We start from the raw sequence: 14,170 nt of genomic DNA, 5'->3' as shown, positions 1-14,170 counted from the left end.
CTCGTTCCTCGGAATGACAAAAGAACGCAACAAAAAGATTGTTTGGAACGTTGTAAGTATGGCTAGCGCTTTTGTGTGCAGGCTTAAGTTCAATAAAGCGAAGAATCTCTATAGATTCCCCGTTCCTCGGAATGACAAAAGAAAGAAACAAAAAGATTGTTTGAAACTTTGCAAGTATGGTTAGCGCTTTTGTGCACAGGCTTAAGTTCAATAAACCCGATTAAAGTGAAATACCTTTTGTTATTGCTGTCATGCTGAGCATGGCGAAGAATCTCTATAGATTCCTCGTTCCTCGGAATGACAAAAGAACGAAACAAAAAGATTGTTGAAACTTTGTAAGTATGGTTAGCGCTTTTGTGCACAGGCTTAAGTTCAATAAACCCGATTAAAGTGAAAATACTTTTTGTTATTGCTGTCATGCTGAGCATAGGAATTAAACTTACGAAGTTTTCGAAACTTCGTAAGTTTGGCGAGTCACAAAAGAACGAAACAAAAAGATTGCAACGGAAAGCGGGACTGGCTTCCGATAAGTACTACTGCTATTGCTTTTCAAATAATCTTGCTATTCAACCTCAATCGTAAATCTAAAATCGTATATCGTAAATCAATTGCTATCTTTGCGGCATAATGATTTCTATAAATAACCTTAGTTTTTTAATTGGCTCAAGAGCCTTATACGAGGATGCCGATTGGCACATTAAACCGGGCGATAAAGTGGGATTGATTGGTGCCAATGGTGCAGGAAAATCAACACTATTGAGGTTAATTGTTGGCGAGTACACGCCTAACTCGGGTACTATTTCGATGGCAAAAGACCTGCGTTTAGGCTACCTGAACCAAGATTTATTGTCTTACGATAGCCACAATCCTATTTTGCAGGTGGCAATGGAAGCTTTTGATCGTCAGAACAAACTGCATAAGGAAATTGAAGAGCTGCTAAAGGTAATAGAAACCGATTATAGCGAAGAAACACTGAATAAATTGGCCGAAAAGCAACATGAATTTGATGCTTTGGATGGCTATAACATTGAGTACAGAGCAAATGAGGTACTGGCTGGTTTAGGTTTTAGTGCGGAAGATCAACGCAGGCCGTTAAATACTTTTTCGGGCGGGTGGCGCATGCGTGTAATGTTGGCTAAAATTCTTTTGCAAGATCCTGATATTTTATTGCTAGATGAGCCTACCAACCACATGGACTTACCGTCAATTAAATGGCTGGAAACTTATTTAGCTGGATTTGAAGGTGCTATTGTAATTGTATCGCATGATAAGTACTTTTTAGATAAAATCACCAACAAAACTGTTGAAAGCCGTAAAGGAAAACTTACGCTTTATGCAGGGAATTATACCTTTTACCTAGAAGAAAAAGAACTTAGATCCGAGATACAACGCGGTGAGTTTAAAAATCAGCAGGCTAAAATTAAGCAGGAAGAGCGTTTAATTGAACGTTTTAAAGCTAAAGCCAGCAAAGCGAAAATGGCGCAAAGCCGTATCAAAGCGTTGGACAGATTGGAACGTGTAGAAGATGTGGATGATGACAACCCAACGGTAAATTTCAGCTTTAAATTTTCTAAACCTTCGGGAAGGCATGTGGTACGTTTGGAGCATGTAACTAAAAACTATCCTAACGTTAAAATTTTAAAAGATGCCGAGGCAGTAATTGAAAAAGGCGATAAAATTGCATTGATTGGTGCCAATGGTAAAGGAAAATCTACCTTGCTGCGTATCATTGCCGGAACTGAAAACTACGAGGGCTCTTGCGAAACGGGACATAACGTAACAGCAACTTTTTTCGCTCAGCACCAATTGGAGTCGTTACATTTAGACAATACCATTTTAGAAGAGCTTCAAGCTTTTGCACCAAAGCACACAGATACCGAACTACGTGGAATTTTAGGTTGCTTCCTGTTTACTGGCGATGACGTGTTTAAGAAAATTAAAGTGCTTTCTGGAGGAGAAAAATCGAGAGTGGCGTTGGCAAAATCACTTACTGCTGATAGCAATTTCCTGATTTTAGATGAGCCTACCAACCACTTGGATATCCAGTCGGTGAATATTTTGATACAAGCACTGCAACAATACGAAGGTACATTCATTACCGTATCACACGATAGGTACTTTTTGGATAACGTTGCCAACAAAATTTGGTTTATTGAGGAAGAAAAAATCAAAGAATATCCTGGAACTTATGCTGAGTTTGAAGAGTGGGACTCTAAACGGGTGAAACCAGTACCAAAGGCCATACCAGTAAAACAAGAAGAAAAAAAACCAGTAGTTAAAACACCAGCACCAGCCAACGTACAACAGCAGTTAAAAAAGCTGAACGATAGGTTGAAACGAATTGAGGAGGAAATAGGCGTTTTTGAAGCTAGCGTTAAGCAATGCGAAGCGGAATTGGCTAAAGAAGAAATTTATAGCGATCCTAAAAAATTAGAAGCTGCCAATAAAAAATATGTAGCAGAAAAAGCATTGTTGGATTCGGCCCAAAATACTTGGGAAGAATTAGCTGCTGAAATTATGGAGTTGGAAGGATAAGCGTTTTTAGTCGTTGCCAATAGCTCCATCAGAAATCAGTATTATAACGTGATACATAATTGCTTTAAGATTGCTATACAGCGCTGATAACATTCACGGAAAAGCAAAAAAACATGAACGAAATTAAATGGGGCATTATTGGTTGTGGCGATGTTACGGAAGTAAAAAGCGGACCTGCATTCAATAAAATTGCAAATTCTAAACTAGTGGCGGTAATGCGCAGGGATGCCGCAAAGGCGGAAGACTACGCAAAACGACACGGCGTTCCAAAATGGTATAGCAATGCCGCAGACCTGATCAATGACCCGGAAGTAAATGCCATTTACATTGCTACTCCCCCGCTACAGCACGAGGAATATACCATTGCTGCGTTGAGTGCTGGAAAACCTGTTTACGTAGAAAAACCAATGGCATTGGATGGCGCCGCAGCATTGCGAATGGCTGAAGCCGCAAAAAACACCGGCGTAAAATTGGTGGTAGCACATTACCGAAGGGCGCAACCGTTGTTCCTAAAAATCAAATCTTTACTGGAAGAAAAAGCTATTGGCGATGTACGTTTTGTAACATTAAAAATGCTGCAACCTGCGGCAAGCAACGTAATTGCTAATTCGGAGGAAAACTGGCGCATCAATCCAGCTATTTCTGGAGGTGGTTTATTTCACGATTTGGCGCCACACCAACTGGATTTGATGCTGTATTACTTTGGAAAAGCACTGAAATTTCAGGGAATTGCCAGCAAAAAAGACCATGCTTCCCCGGTTGACGATTTGGTAACTGGGCAAATTCTTTTCGAAAAAGGCATTACGTTTAGCGGAACCTGGTGTTTTGCTGTACCCAAAAATGAAACAGCCGATTGCTGTGAAATTATAGGTTCAAAAGGCAAAATAAGCTTCGCAGTATTTGGTCAAAGCATTAAATTGGATGTTGATGGCGCAACGGAAACAATTGACTTTGAACCTTTACAACATGTGGAGCAACCTATGATTGAAAAAGTAGTGGCCTATTTTAGAGGCGAAGACACCAATCCCTGCTCGGCTGAAGTTGCTTTAGAAACGATGAAAATCATGGATAGCTTTACTGCTTCATAATTAACCTTTCACGATTACGTTAACTTCAAGTCAACAATTTGAATTGCCAAACGGCGTGTTGGTAATATTTTGATATATTTAAACATGATAAAATATATTTCGCTATTGCTATTTTTTACTTTGGGCATCAACCATCTGCATGCTCAAGAAGAATATCAAAACAAAACATATCAATCTTTCATTAAAACTGTAGAATGCTACAATAGCAGTAAAGAGCAATCCATACCGGTAATTAACTTAAAAAGCAACGAAACCATCACTTTTGGATTTGATGATTTACGTGGTGGGCAGCATAACTATGGTTACACGATAGAACATTGCACTTGGGATTGGAAATCTTCGAGATTAAATATTTTGGATTACTTGGAAGGTGTGCAACAGGATATCATTTTCAATTACAGGTATTCTTTTAACACGTTAGTGAAGTTTACCCACTATCAGCTTAATTTTCCTAACGACCAAATGAAAGTGAAAATTGGCGGAAATTACATTCTGAAAGTTTATGAGGACAACAATCCGGATAAAATCATTATTACTCAACGATTTTATGTATTGAACAACACGATTAACATTGGAGCAGAAGTGGTACCTGCCACTGAGGTTGCTGATAGAAATGAGAAGCAGAAGGTCAACTTCACTTTATTTCATCAAATGCCTATTAACAATCCTTTTCAGGAGCTTAAAGCCGTTGTGATGCAAAATTTCATTCCGCAAACTGCCATTGTAAATACCAAGCCTTCCTTTGTTAAACCAGGTTCTTTAGTTTATAATGATATCAATACCAATCATTTTTGGGGAGGATATGAATTTAGAAAATTCGATACCAGAAGTTTCAGGTACAAAGCGGAGCACGTAGCCGATATCTACAGAGACAGTACCCAAAACGTAATTTTGTCTATAGATTTACCCAATACCAATAACAGATACAGCAACCAATTTGACGAAAATGGGAATTTCTTCATCAGAAATAACGATGGCAGAGATAACATAACCGATAGCGATTATGCCTACATTTTGTTCACATTGGCAGCCCCACCGCCTACGCCCAAAGGTAATGTTTATGTTTTTGGAAGGTTCAACAATTATGCGTTAACAGAAGATAACAAACTGACTTTTGAATCATCTAGAAGAAGATTTTACGGCAACATTAAGCTTAAGCAAGGCTTATATGATTTTAAATATGTTTGGGTTGATGAAAATGGAAAGCTGAACGAAACAGTATTTGAGAATTCGTATTTCGAAACAGAAAATAGTTACCAGATTTTTGCTTACCATAGAAGGCCAGGCTCCAGATATGATGAACTGGTAGGATTTAGCAATATCAGCAGCGTAAAAAGATAGCTACATTTTTAACATACTTACGAAGTTTTTGAAACTAATGCACTTTTTTCTAGAATGATGTAATAGTTGATAACAGACTTACGAAGTTTTTGAAACTTCGTAAGTCTGTTCATATTATTTCAACACCCAAACGCTTACACTACCTGCGGCACAATAAAAATCTGCAAAGCCATCGGCGCCTATCTCTACTTCTTCAGTGCGCTTTTGCATGGCATCAATAAAAATTTGCCCAGCAAAATGTTCACCTACTTCCATACGTTTAAAGCCTTCATCTCCATTACTAATTACAACTGCCAAACCTGAGTTGTCGTGTTCCGTATCACCTTCTCTAGTAAAACCAACGCAATTCGGATGATCAAAGTAATCACGCTGTAAACCGTACGCTTTCTCCTTTCTTAGTCTTAGCAACTCAGGAAGTTCTTCAACATGGTTCAATTCAATCGGCTGTCCATCTTCTTCATATTTAGCACCATAAACATCTGGATAAAAAACGCAAGGAATCCCTTGTTCACGCAATAAAATGATGCTGTAAGCAATTGGTCGGAACCAATAATCAACGTAAGATTCCAATGCCTGCAACGGTTGTGTATCGTGATTATCCACTAAGGTTACTGCCAAATTCGGACTTAATTGCACCAAGGTATTATCAAAAATGGTCTGCAAATCAAACTGATTACCCTGTTTAGCGGCTTCGTGAAAATTTAAATGCAGTAAGGAATCAAAAAGCTGCATCCGTCCTTCTGTCCTATCGATATAACTTTGTAATTCCTCTGCACTATTGATTTCCCAGTTTTCGCCTACAATGAATAACTCGTCGCCGGCATTGCTCTGCATAAAATCAATCCATTCGTTAAAAAAGTGATGAGAAATGTGTTTTACAGCATCTAGTCTAAACCCTGCTAAGCCACAAGTTTCATGCATCCACTTGCCCCAATACTTCAATTCTTCCCGCACTGCTGGATTTCTAAAATCAATATCAGCATACATCAGGTAATCGTAATTGCCATGCTCTTCGGAAACTACCTCTTCCCATTTATCGCCGTATTGGTTTTGTATAGAAAATATGGCATCTTCCTGGGTATCTTCGGCCCAATCTACGCCACTAAAACATTGGTGATCCCAAATGAAACTGGAATAAGTATCGCCCCTACCTGGAAAGGTAAATTTGGTCCACGCCTGAATTTCAAACTCGTCGGATATGAACTCGTTCCTATTTTCCGGATCCACCTTGCGCACCTTAACCTGCTCTAGTTCATCAGCTCCAGCTTTATGGTTAAATACCACGTCGGCCAAGGTACCAACTCCATTGTCACGTAAAGCGTTAACGGCTTCTAAAAACTCGGCTTTGCTTCCATACTTGGTAGGCACTGATCCTTTTTGGTCAAACTCCCCCAAATCGAACAAATCATAAGCGTCGTACCCAACCGAATATCCGCCTGCGCTTGCTTTATAGGCCGGTGGAAGCCATACTTTTGTAAAGCCCAATTGTCCTAAGTTTTCAGCTTCATTTTTAACTTTAACCCAAAGTGCTTGCCCCTCGTTATAATACCAGTGGAAGTACTGGATGAGTGTTTGATTTTGCATATAGATGATTTTACGTTTGCAACAACAAAGGCGACACTAATGTTTTACTAGGTACAAAAAAATGAAACTAAAACTACCAAACCTTGTTTCAATAGCGCAAGCAAATGGCTATATAAAGAGGTAATTTAGGCGGCTAAGGCCAATAGGTTTTACATAAAATTAATACAACAACTGCGTATTTTGAGTAATTTAGCGGCCATGAGTTTGAATGTTAAAAGCCCGAAAGAATCGTTTACTGTAATGAACGAACTAGTGTTGCCCAATGATACCAACACGTTAAATAATTTGATGGGCGGTAGATTATTGCACTGGATGGATATCGCAGCAGCGATTTCGGCACAAAAACATTGCAATAGAATTGTAGTAACTGCTTCGGTAGATAATGTTTCATTTAAACAGCCAATTAAATTGGGCGATGTAATTACCATCGAAGCGAAAGTGACGCGGGCATTTAACACCTCGGTTGAAGTTAGACTTGATGTTTGGGCGGAAAACATTCCATCGGGCACTAGAGCTAAATCAAATGAGGCTTATTACACTTTTGTAGCGGTTGACCAAAGTGCCAGAACTATTCCGGTGCCAGAGTTGAAGCCAGAAACTCCTGAAGAAATTGAACTTTACGAAGGAGCTTTACGACGCCGACAATTGAGACTAGTGTTAGCCGGAAAAATGCAACCTAATGACGCCCTTGAGCTGAAAGCCTTATTTGCAAAAAATTAAATAGTTTTAACCTAAAGCACAATAAGTATGAGCACCTATACCGTACTAATTATCTTAAGTGGACTAGTAATATTTTCATACTTATTTGATTTGGTAGCCAGTAAAACCAAGCTGCCATCGGTATTATTGCTTTTAGTTTTAGGTATTGGTTTAAGGCTTTTGGTTGATAAACTGCAGATTCACACCTATAATTTCCTACAAATACTTCCTACCCTAGGTACGGTTGGTTTAATCTTAATTGTATTTGAAGGCTCGCTGGAACTAAAATATGCCAAGGAAAAGAATAAGATAATTAAGGGCGCTTTTTTATCCGCTTTTATCATTTTAATTATTACCGTAGCCGTCATTACCTTCATCATTCATCAAATTACAGGTGCCGAGCTGTACGTGTGTTTCATGAATGCCATACCGTTTAGCGTCATTAGTTCGGCCATCGCTATTCCATCGGTTGCCAACATCAACAAAAAGAGCAAGGAATTTATCATCTACGAAAGTTCTTTCTCCGATATTCTAGGCATTATTTTATTCAATTTTGCGGTTTCAAATCAACAAATTACCGTTGGCTCCTTCGGTCAATTGGCTATTAACACCATACTCATTTTAATTCTTTCAGTAGTTGCCTGCATTACGCTTTTGTATTTAATGGGCCGATTAAAGCATCACATCAAGTTCTTTTTGATCATATCGATACTCATTTTGATGTATGCCATTGGCCAATCTTTTCACTTATCGGCACTGATATTGATTTTATCTTTTGGTTTGTTCCTAAACAATGCCGAGGCCATTAAACATGCTTGGTTCCGTTCGGTATTCATTTATAAAAACTTATCCAATGATTTAACGCAGCTCCATCAGCTATCAGCAGAAACGGCCTTTATCATCAGGACATTTTTCTTCGTGATTTTCGGTTTTACGATGAATATCTACCAGCTGAATAACTTCATTTTAATTGCCAACGGACTGATTATTTTAGGAAGCATTTACGTGATTCGCTTCGCCTACTTGTACTTTTTTAAACGAGAAAATACTGTTCCAGAAGGATTTGTAACGCCAAGGGGCTTGATCAGCATTTTGATTTATTACAATTTACCGCAACATTTGAAACTGATGGAGATTGGCACACCTTTCCTATTTCTAGTGGTATTGGGCTCTAGTTTGGTAATGAGCATAGGCTTGATGGCTACCAAAAAGAAAGAGTTAGAAACACCAGCCAACTATGAAGCACTTTAATTTGCGCTAAGGTGCTGAATTGGCTCAAAATTGTTCACGTATTTTTTTAGGAGGTGATAATGCTGTATAAAGTACTGCGTATCGCCGTTGACCCTCAATGTTAATTTTCCCCTAGTTAAAGTAGATACCGTTCCCACTACAGTGCCGGTTGCCGCTCCGGTTGCCGTTAGTAAAACAGTAAGTTTTGCCATGTCGCCAGCATTTTCGCCACTTTTATCTAACGACCAAATGGCGCCACCTAAACCTAGTCCAAACAAAGCGCCACCACCAACTGCTTCAAAAAAACCAACCCCCCTTTTTTTAACTTTGATTTTTTCGATATCAGCTGTCCTAAAAATGATATAGTTTCCTTTATAGTCTTCAACTGCAATGCCTTCGGCATTTACTTTTTTCAGATGACCCTTTACTGTCTTGTAATTTTTAGAGGATACTTTCACCTCATAATCGCCAATATTGCTCAATTGGGCGCATAATAGCAGTGGAAACCCAGCTATCAAAAGCGTGAATAAAATTTTCATTTTTGTTGTTTGGTAATTTGTTAGCTACCAAAGCAATAGAAATGCCAAAACAACTCTTAGTTTTAAGAATGTAACAGACTAAGCTTGAGTTAGCTGCCCATTTCCAAAATTTTATCAAATTCTGTAGCTTTTAAAGGCATTACAGATAATCGACCTTGTCGCACCAAAGATATATCCTTTAATGATTCTTCCGCTTTGATCTGCTCTAAACTCACTGGATTTTTCAAAGTTTCTACCGGAGCTAAATCAACAACCACCCAGTTCGTATCATCAGTGGTAGGATCTTGATAAAACTCTTTCACTACCTTAGCCACTCCTACCACATTTTTGCCTTCATTACTGTGGTAAAACAGCACTAAATCGCCTTCTTTCATTGCTTTTAAATTATTACGAGCTTGGTAATTACGCACTCCGTCCCAAAACGTCCTGCCATCTTGGTTAAATTTCTCCCAGCTGTATTTAAAAGGTTCTGATTTGACTAGCCAATAATTCATGTTTTATCTACGTTTAAAGTTATTCTAGGGTATATTTACAACCTCTAAATCAAGGTTGGCGACAAATGTGGCGACAAAATTCAGGTTTATGAAATAGGACTTTGGTTTCAATTTAATAACTCTGAACTTGCCTCAAATTTTATAAGCCATTTTTGAATATAAAAGCCTTTTTTACCTCTATAATCTAAGCATCAAAACTAGCAAAAGTATGTGAATAAGGAAAATTGATCAACCTTGATGTTTTTTTAAAGTGCAATCAGTATCTCGAATTTCTTAGTTAAGGTTATTTGGATTGATTTTATAGCTTAGCGTTATTGCGACAAACAGGAATTTATCTTGTAATCCAAACGTTGCCTGCTTCATATTTTTTAAAAATTAGTGTATTAACCTTAACAGAACTCCTGAAATGAGCTATTAAAAATTATTCTTCTTGTTTATTTATTAAATCATATTGACTTTTGTGGTTCTGCTACCATCAAATACAGGCCTTAAGCAGTTAGTAATTGTAGATAAAATATGATTGAAGAAAGTACATATTATTTTAAGCAAGCAGGCAAAGTGATGAACGAATATTATGCTAACGAAGGACAGCTTAATGCAGTTATAGGTACACGAAAATATATAGACAATCACTTTGATAAAGATTTGAAGCTTGACTTACTTTCTGATGTTCGTTTCACCTCTAAGTTCCATTTGCTTAGATTATTTAAAAAGTATTACGGACAAACGCCGAAGCAATATATTATTGGAAAACGCATTGAAAAGGCAAAAGAGTTTCTAAAAAAAGGGAGAACTATAACTGACACATGTTTTGAAGTAGGGTTTGACACTCCGAGTTCATTTAGCACATTGTTCAAATGCCGTGTTGGACTAACGCCTACTGAATTTCAAAAAAGAGCAACTTTTACAAAGTTTGACAAATTTTCTTTTTAGAATTTTGAAAAATAAATTTTAAAACATCAAAAAATGAAAGTAAAAGTAACCAGTATTCCTGTTCAAGATCAAGAAAAAGCATTACAATTCTACACTGAAAAATTAGGTTTTGTAAAAAAAGTGGATGTTCCGTTAAGTGAGCACAGCCGTTGGTTAACTGTTGTAAGCAAAGAAGACCAAGAAGGGGTTGAAATATTATTGGAACCTGCACCAAATCATTTTGAGCCATCTAAAATTTATCAACAGGCACTTTTTGAAGCGGGTATTCCTTACACACAATTCAATTCAGATGACGTACAACGAGACTATGAAAGGCTCATAGACCTTGGGGTTGAATTTAGCGTAAAACCAACCGCAATGGGAACCGTAAAAATTGCCGTTTTTAACGACACTTGCGGAAACAACATTCAAATTGTCGAGATGCTTTAATAGAAACTCTAAAATTGTTCAAAGAGGGTCTGTTTGGAGATAGGTTCAAATTTAGATATCAAAGTGGTTAAAATAATTCTCTTCCATCGTTAATTTTCTTATAATCTGATTCATGGCATAATTACATTGGCTACAATAAAACATTTAAACTAAAAGAACAATATTGCAGCAAACAAATTAGCTTTGCACAAAAGAAAAACGATGAAACTCAAAAATATCCCTCCAGTACCAGCCGTACTGTTAGCCATTGTAAGTGTACAGGGCGGTGCAGCAATTGCAAAAGGGATATTTCCATTTATGGGTGCTACGGGTACAGCAACGCTGCGTATTGTTTTATCTGCTATCATTTTATTGCTCGCCTATCGGCCTCAACTTAATAAAATTTCTGCACACCAATGGAAACTCATCGTTCCCTATGGGATTGCCCTTGGAGCCATGAACCTCAGCTTCTACCTTTCTCTATCTCGGATTCCCTTGGGATTAGCTGTTACTTTAGAGTTTTTAGGCCCTTTGGTGTTAGCGATATCGAGCTCAAGAAAAGCATTAGATTTTTTATGGGCGATACTTGCAGCTGCTGGAATATTTTTAATTGCACCTTGGAGCGTTGATAGCAAGCTTGACTTGTTGGGTACGGGCTTAGCCTTACTTGCAGGAACATTTTGGGCGGCCTACATTGTTATCGGCGGCAAGGTGTCCAAAGTTATAGATGGCGGCCAGGCTGTTAGCATTGGAATGGCGGTAGCCAGCTGCGTGGTTATTCCTTTTGCATTAGCCGATGGAAGTTTTGCACAGCTCAATTTCAAATTACTTGGATTAGGCTTAGCGATAGCACTGCTATCTAGCGCTATACCTTACACACTTGAAATGAGTGCACTTAAGCACATCCCAGCAAAAACCTTTAGCATTTTAATGAGCTTGGAACCTGCCGTGGCTGCAATTTGCGGAATCATATTTTTGAGCGAACACCTCGCGGCAAAAGAATGGGTGTCCATCATTTTAGTAGTTACCGCCAGCTTAGGAGCTACGCTGGTTAAAAGGAAAACAAATGAGGTAGCAGATGAAAAGCATTGAAAATAAAAAAGGAGATACGTTAAGCATCTCCTATATCAAATAATTTGAATATTCAGACTTAATTTTCTTGGTGCAACCAAGCTTTTTTAGCCAACAATTCTTCTTCTGTTTCACGTACGTCTTCATCGTCTACACAACAGTCAACCGGGCAAACCGCCGCACACTGTGGCTCATCATGAAAACCTTTACATTCAGTACATTTATCGGATACGATATAGTAAACTTCATCTGAAATTGCATCTTGTGCAGCCTCAGCATCTATTTCTTTACCACCGAAATCAATAATGCCATCTAAATTGGTGCCGTCAGAAAATCTCCATGCGGTACCTGCATCGTAAATTGCGTTATTAGGGCATTCTGGCTCACATGCCCCACAGTTTATACACTCGTCTGTTATTTTAATTGCCATGTTTTCGTCTAATTCTAAATGCTAAGTTTAACTTTGCATCGCAAATATAATACATAATCCGTTTAAAATAGTTCTAAATATGTCATCACTTGATAAAGCACAATTAATTTCCGCCTTTAAATCCTTAGGAAAATTCATGGCTCAACCTAATGAAGCTTTTCAAGCCACGATCTATTCGGCTAGCAATGCCAATGCTTGGTTTACCTTGGAAGAAGTAAACAAAGCGGTTAAAGCATTGGCAGCAATGCTAAATGAGCAAGATTTAGAGCATTGGTTCAGGAATATCGAAGTTAATCCAAATCCAAAAAACATTGGTTTAATACTGGCAGGAAATATTCCGTTAGTAGGTTTTCACGATGTAATGTGTGTTTTAGCAACCGGTAACATAGCGCAAATCAAATTATCGTCATCAGATAATAAATTATTACCATTTGTACTGAACCAATTGGTTGAATTACTGCCAGCACTTAAAAGCAGGATTATATTTATTGAGCAACTGAAAAATTTCGATGCAGTTATTGCAACGGGAAGTAACAACACCTCCAGGTACTTCGAATATTATTTCGGCAAGGTGCCAAATATCATTAGAAAAAATAGAAATAGTGTAGCTGTTTTAACTGGCAACGAAAGCGAAGAAGAAATTAAGCAACTAGGTCATGACATTTTGGATTACTTTGGAATGGGATGTCGCAGTATTTCGAAGATTTTTATTCCAAAGAACTACGATATCAAATCTTTTTTTGAGCCTTTGGAAGATTTCCAACCTATCATCAACCATTTTAAATACAATAATAATTACGATTACAATAAATCAATTTATTTAGTAAACCAACAAAAACATTTCGACAACGGCTTTTTGTTATTGAAAGAAGATGAAGGTCTAGCATCGCCTCTGGCTGTACTTTATTACGAAACTTTTGATACGTTGGAAGAAGTTGAAGAAAAACTTAACCAACAACGAGAGCATATACAGTGTGTTGCAGGAAATATTGCTTTGCATAATTTAACTGCACTCGGTTTTGGTCAAAGTCAGCATCCAAAACTTTGGGATTATGCAGATAATGTGGATACTATTCAGTTTTTAAATGGGATTAGGGATTAGGGATTAGGGATTAGGGATTAGGGATTAGGGATTAGGGGAAATTTTAATATGGCTGGATTGTTTTATCGATTATTTGGTTAATCGTTTTATTAAAAATTTCATGATTTGTGATTATATTAGTTCTGCTAAATCTATCAAATTATGAAAAACTATAAAGTAGTATTATTTCTCACATTAACTTTTTTGTGTACTTCATCTTTCGCACAAACACCTAAAAAACCGGAATTTATCACTAAAGCTTATCATAAAACGATTAATAAAAAAGGTAAGCAAATTAATGTTGCATACGCTGCGCCACTGTTAGAAGTTACAGATACGGCTTTAGTATTTGGTCCAATTTTCACTAAAAATGGTCGTATAAACGATATGATAATACCCTACCACAAAATATCGAAGATAGTTGTTGAAAAAAACAGATCTAATGCTATTTTTGGAGCAGTCGCTGTCGGTGCAATTACTGGAAATATTATCTATGCGTTGAGTATCGACAACGTTTGGCTTGCAATAGGAGCTGGAGTAGTTGGATGCGTCGTGGTAATCCCAATTGTCCTAACTACAATTTCAGCCTTGTTACGACCTCCTAAGTTCAAAACCACTGATATAAACTACCCTTTTCTAAAAAATAAATTATCTCCATTTTTATACAAATTCAATAGCGAAACTCAACCTTAAATTTCTTATAAATTGAATCCAACTACATAATTTCCAATATAAAC

Annotated in this window: 14 protein-coding genes; 10 read left to right on the top strand and 4 right to left on the bottom strand. The window is 37.6% G+C overall.

Features of this window, described 5'->3' with window-relative positions; all coding sequences use genetic code 11:
• The first annotated feature begins 627 nt into the window (after positions 1 to 627).
• From DUT68_RS03840 to DUT68_RS03830, 3 genes are all read left to right on the top strand, one after another.
• On the top strand, positions 628 to 2,535 hold the full coding sequence (locus tag DUT68_RS03840; RefSeq protein ID WP_113635912.1) for an ABC-F family ATP-binding cassette domain-containing protein: 1,908 nt from the start codon (positions 628 to 630) through the stop codon (positions 2,533 to 2,535).
• Between the two features lie 113 nt (positions 2,536 to 2,648).
• Entirely contained in the window at positions 2,649 to 3,623 is a 975-nt protein-coding gene (locus tag DUT68_RS03835; RefSeq protein ID WP_113635911.1) for a Gfo/Idh/MocA family protein, read from the top strand.
• Positions 3,624 to 3,707: 84 nt separating this feature from the next.
• Positions 3,708 to 4,964 carry a type IX secretion system plug protein gene (locus DUT68_RS03830; protein WP_113635909.1) on the top strand — a complete coding sequence of 419 codons (1,257 nt, stop codon included), beginning with the start codon at positions 3,708 to 3,710 and terminating at the stop codon, positions 4,962 to 4,964.
• 114 nt (positions 4,965 to 5,078) lie between these two features.
• Here the strand turns inward: DUT68_RS03830 and DUT68_RS03825 are convergent, their stop codons facing one another.
• A complete protein-coding gene (locus DUT68_RS03825; RefSeq protein ID WP_113635907.1) occupies positions 5,079 to 6,548 on the bottom strand; it encodes an alpha-amylase in 1,470 nt (489 codons plus the stop codon).
• 198 nt (positions 6,549 to 6,746) lie between these two features.
• Between DUT68_RS03825 and DUT68_RS03820 the strand changes: the two genes are divergently transcribed.
• Both DUT68_RS03820 and DUT68_RS03815 read left to right on the top strand, forming a co-directional pair.
• Positions 6,747 to 7,268 (top strand): acyl-CoA thioesterase, encoded by a 522-nt coding sequence (locus DUT68_RS03820; protein ID WP_113635906.1) that lies wholly within the window; start codon positions 6,747 to 6,749, stop codon positions 7,266 to 7,268.
• A gap of 27 nt (positions 7,269 to 7,295) precedes the next feature.
• Positions 7,296 to 8,498, top strand: a complete 1,203-nt coding sequence (locus tag DUT68_RS03815; RefSeq protein WP_113635904.1) for a cation:proton antiporter — start codon at positions 7,296 to 7,298, stop codon at positions 8,496 to 8,498.
• On the opposite strand, the gene DUT68_RS03810 is transcribed toward DUT68_RS03815, so the two are convergent.
• Together DUT68_RS03810 and DUT68_RS03805 are read right to left on the bottom strand one after the other, a co-directional pair.
• Entirely contained in the window at positions 8,495 to 9,016 is a 522-nt protein-coding gene (locus DUT68_RS03810; RefSeq protein ID WP_113635903.1) for a hypothetical protein, read from the bottom strand. The genes DUT68_RS03815 and DUT68_RS03810 overlap by 4 nt on opposite strands.
• 89 nt (positions 9,017 to 9,105) lie before the next feature.
• Complete coding sequence (locus tag DUT68_RS03805) at positions 9,106 to 9,510, bottom strand: EVE domain-containing protein (protein ID WP_113635902.1); 405 nt, start codon at positions 9,508 to 9,510, stop codon at positions 9,106 to 9,108.
• A 516-nt stretch (positions 9,511 to 10,026) separates the two neighbouring features.
• Here DUT68_RS03805 and DUT68_RS03800 point away from each other — a divergent pair.
• The 3 genes from DUT68_RS03800 (at position 10,027) to DUT68_RS03790 (ending at position 11,943) form a co-directional block, all read left to right on the top strand.
• Positions 10,027 to 10,443: a helix-turn-helix domain-containing protein gene (locus tag DUT68_RS03800; RefSeq protein WP_113635901.1), complete on the top strand. Its 417-nt coding sequence runs from the start codon at positions 10,027 to 10,029 to the stop codon at positions 10,441 to 10,443.
• A gap of 33 nt (positions 10,444 to 10,476) precedes the next feature.
• The gene (locus tag DUT68_RS03795) at positions 10,477 to 10,872 is read left to right on the top strand and encodes a VOC family protein (RefSeq protein WP_113635900.1); all 396 of its coding nucleotides are present in this window, start codon (positions 10,477 to 10,479) and stop codon (positions 10,870 to 10,872) included.
• 201 nt (positions 10,873 to 11,073) lie between these two features.
• Positions 11,074 to 11,943: an EamA family transporter gene (locus tag DUT68_RS03790; RefSeq protein WP_113635899.1), complete on the top strand. Its 870-nt coding sequence runs from the start codon at positions 11,074 to 11,076 to the stop codon at positions 11,941 to 11,943.
• Positions 11,944 to 12,001: 58 nt separating this feature from the next.
• Here the strand turns inward: DUT68_RS03790 and DUT68_RS03785 are convergent, their stop codons facing one another.
• Positions 12,002 to 12,352, bottom strand: coding sequence for a 4Fe-4S dicluster domain-containing protein (locus DUT68_RS03785; RefSeq protein WP_113635898.1), 351 nt, complete (start codon positions 12,350 to 12,352; stop codon positions 12,002 to 12,004).
• 79 nt (positions 12,353 to 12,431) lie between these two features.
• Here DUT68_RS03785 and DUT68_RS03780 point away from each other — a divergent pair, with 79 nt between their 5' ends.
• Positions 12,432 to 13,454 carry an acyl-CoA reductase gene (locus tag DUT68_RS03780; protein WP_113635897.1) on the top strand — a complete coding sequence of 341 codons (1,023 nt, stop codon included), beginning with the start codon at positions 12,432 to 12,434 and terminating at the stop codon, positions 13,452 to 13,454.
• Positions 13,455 to 13,595: 141 nt separating this feature from the next.
• Positions 13,596 to 14,126 (top strand): hypothetical protein, encoded by a 531-nt coding sequence (locus DUT68_RS03775; protein ID WP_113635896.1) that lies wholly within the window; start codon positions 13,596 to 13,598, stop codon positions 14,124 to 14,126.
• Positions 14,127 to 14,170: the final 44 nt, after the last annotated feature.

The organism is Pedobacter zeaxanthinifaciens, from assembly GCF_003313335.1.
Taxonomy (GTDB): domain Bacteria; phylum Bacteroidota; class Bacteroidia; order Sphingobacteriales; family Sphingobacteriaceae; genus Pedobacter; species Pedobacter zeaxanthinifaciens.
Note: the sequence above shows the minus strand (reverse complement) of the source record. Positions and strands in the feature narration are given on the sequence as shown.

Coding starts and splice junctions, on each gene's coding strand:
- DUT68_RS03840 (WP_113635912.1), top strand. CDS start 628: ATGATTTCTATAAATAACCTTAGTTTTTTAATTGGCTCAAGAGCCTTA.
- DUT68_RS03830 (WP_113635909.1), top strand. CDS start 3,708: ATGATAAAATATATTTCGCTATTGCTATTTTTTACTTTGGGCATCAAC.
- DUT68_RS03820 (WP_113635906.1), top strand. CDS start 6,747: ATGAGTTTGAATGTTAAAAGCCCGAAAGAATCGTTTACTGTAATGAAC.
- DUT68_RS03810 (WP_113635903.1), bottom strand. CDS start 9,016: ATGAAAATTTTATTCACGCTTTTGATAGCTGGGTTTCCACTGCTATTA.
- DUT68_RS03790 (WP_113635899.1), top strand. CDS start 11,074: ATGAAACTCAAAAATATCCCTCCAGTACCAGCCGTACTGTTAGCCATT.
- DUT68_RS03785 (WP_113635898.1), bottom strand. CDS start 12,352: ATGGCAATTAAAATAACAGACGAGTGTATAAACTGTGGGGCATGTGAG.
- DUT68_RS03835 (WP_113635911.1), top strand. CDS start 2,649: ATGAACGAAATTAAATGGGGCATTATTGGTTGTGGCGATGTTACGGAA.
- DUT68_RS03775 (WP_113635896.1), top strand. CDS start 13,596: ATGAAAAACTATAAAGTAGTATTATTTCTCACATTAACTTTTTTGTGT.
- DUT68_RS03815 (WP_113635904.1), top strand. CDS start 7,296: ATGAGCACCTATACCGTACTAATTATCTTAAGTGGACTAGTAATATTT.
- DUT68_RS03825 (WP_113635907.1), bottom strand. CDS start 6,548: ATGCAAAATCAAACACTCATCCAGTACTTCCACTGGTATTATAACGAG.
- DUT68_RS03800 (WP_113635901.1), top strand. CDS start 10,027: ATGATTGAAGAAAGTACATATTATTTTAAGCAAGCAGGCAAAGTGATG.
- DUT68_RS03805 (WP_113635902.1), bottom strand. CDS start 9,510: ATGAATTATTGGCTAGTCAAATCAGAACCTTTTAAATACAGCTGGGAG.
- DUT68_RS03780 (WP_113635897.1), top strand. CDS start 12,432: ATGTCATCACTTGATAAAGCACAATTAATTTCCGCCTTTAAATCCTTA.
- DUT68_RS03795 (WP_113635900.1), top strand. CDS start 10,477: ATGAAAGTAAAAGTAACCAGTATTCCTGTTCAAGATCAAGAAAAAGCA.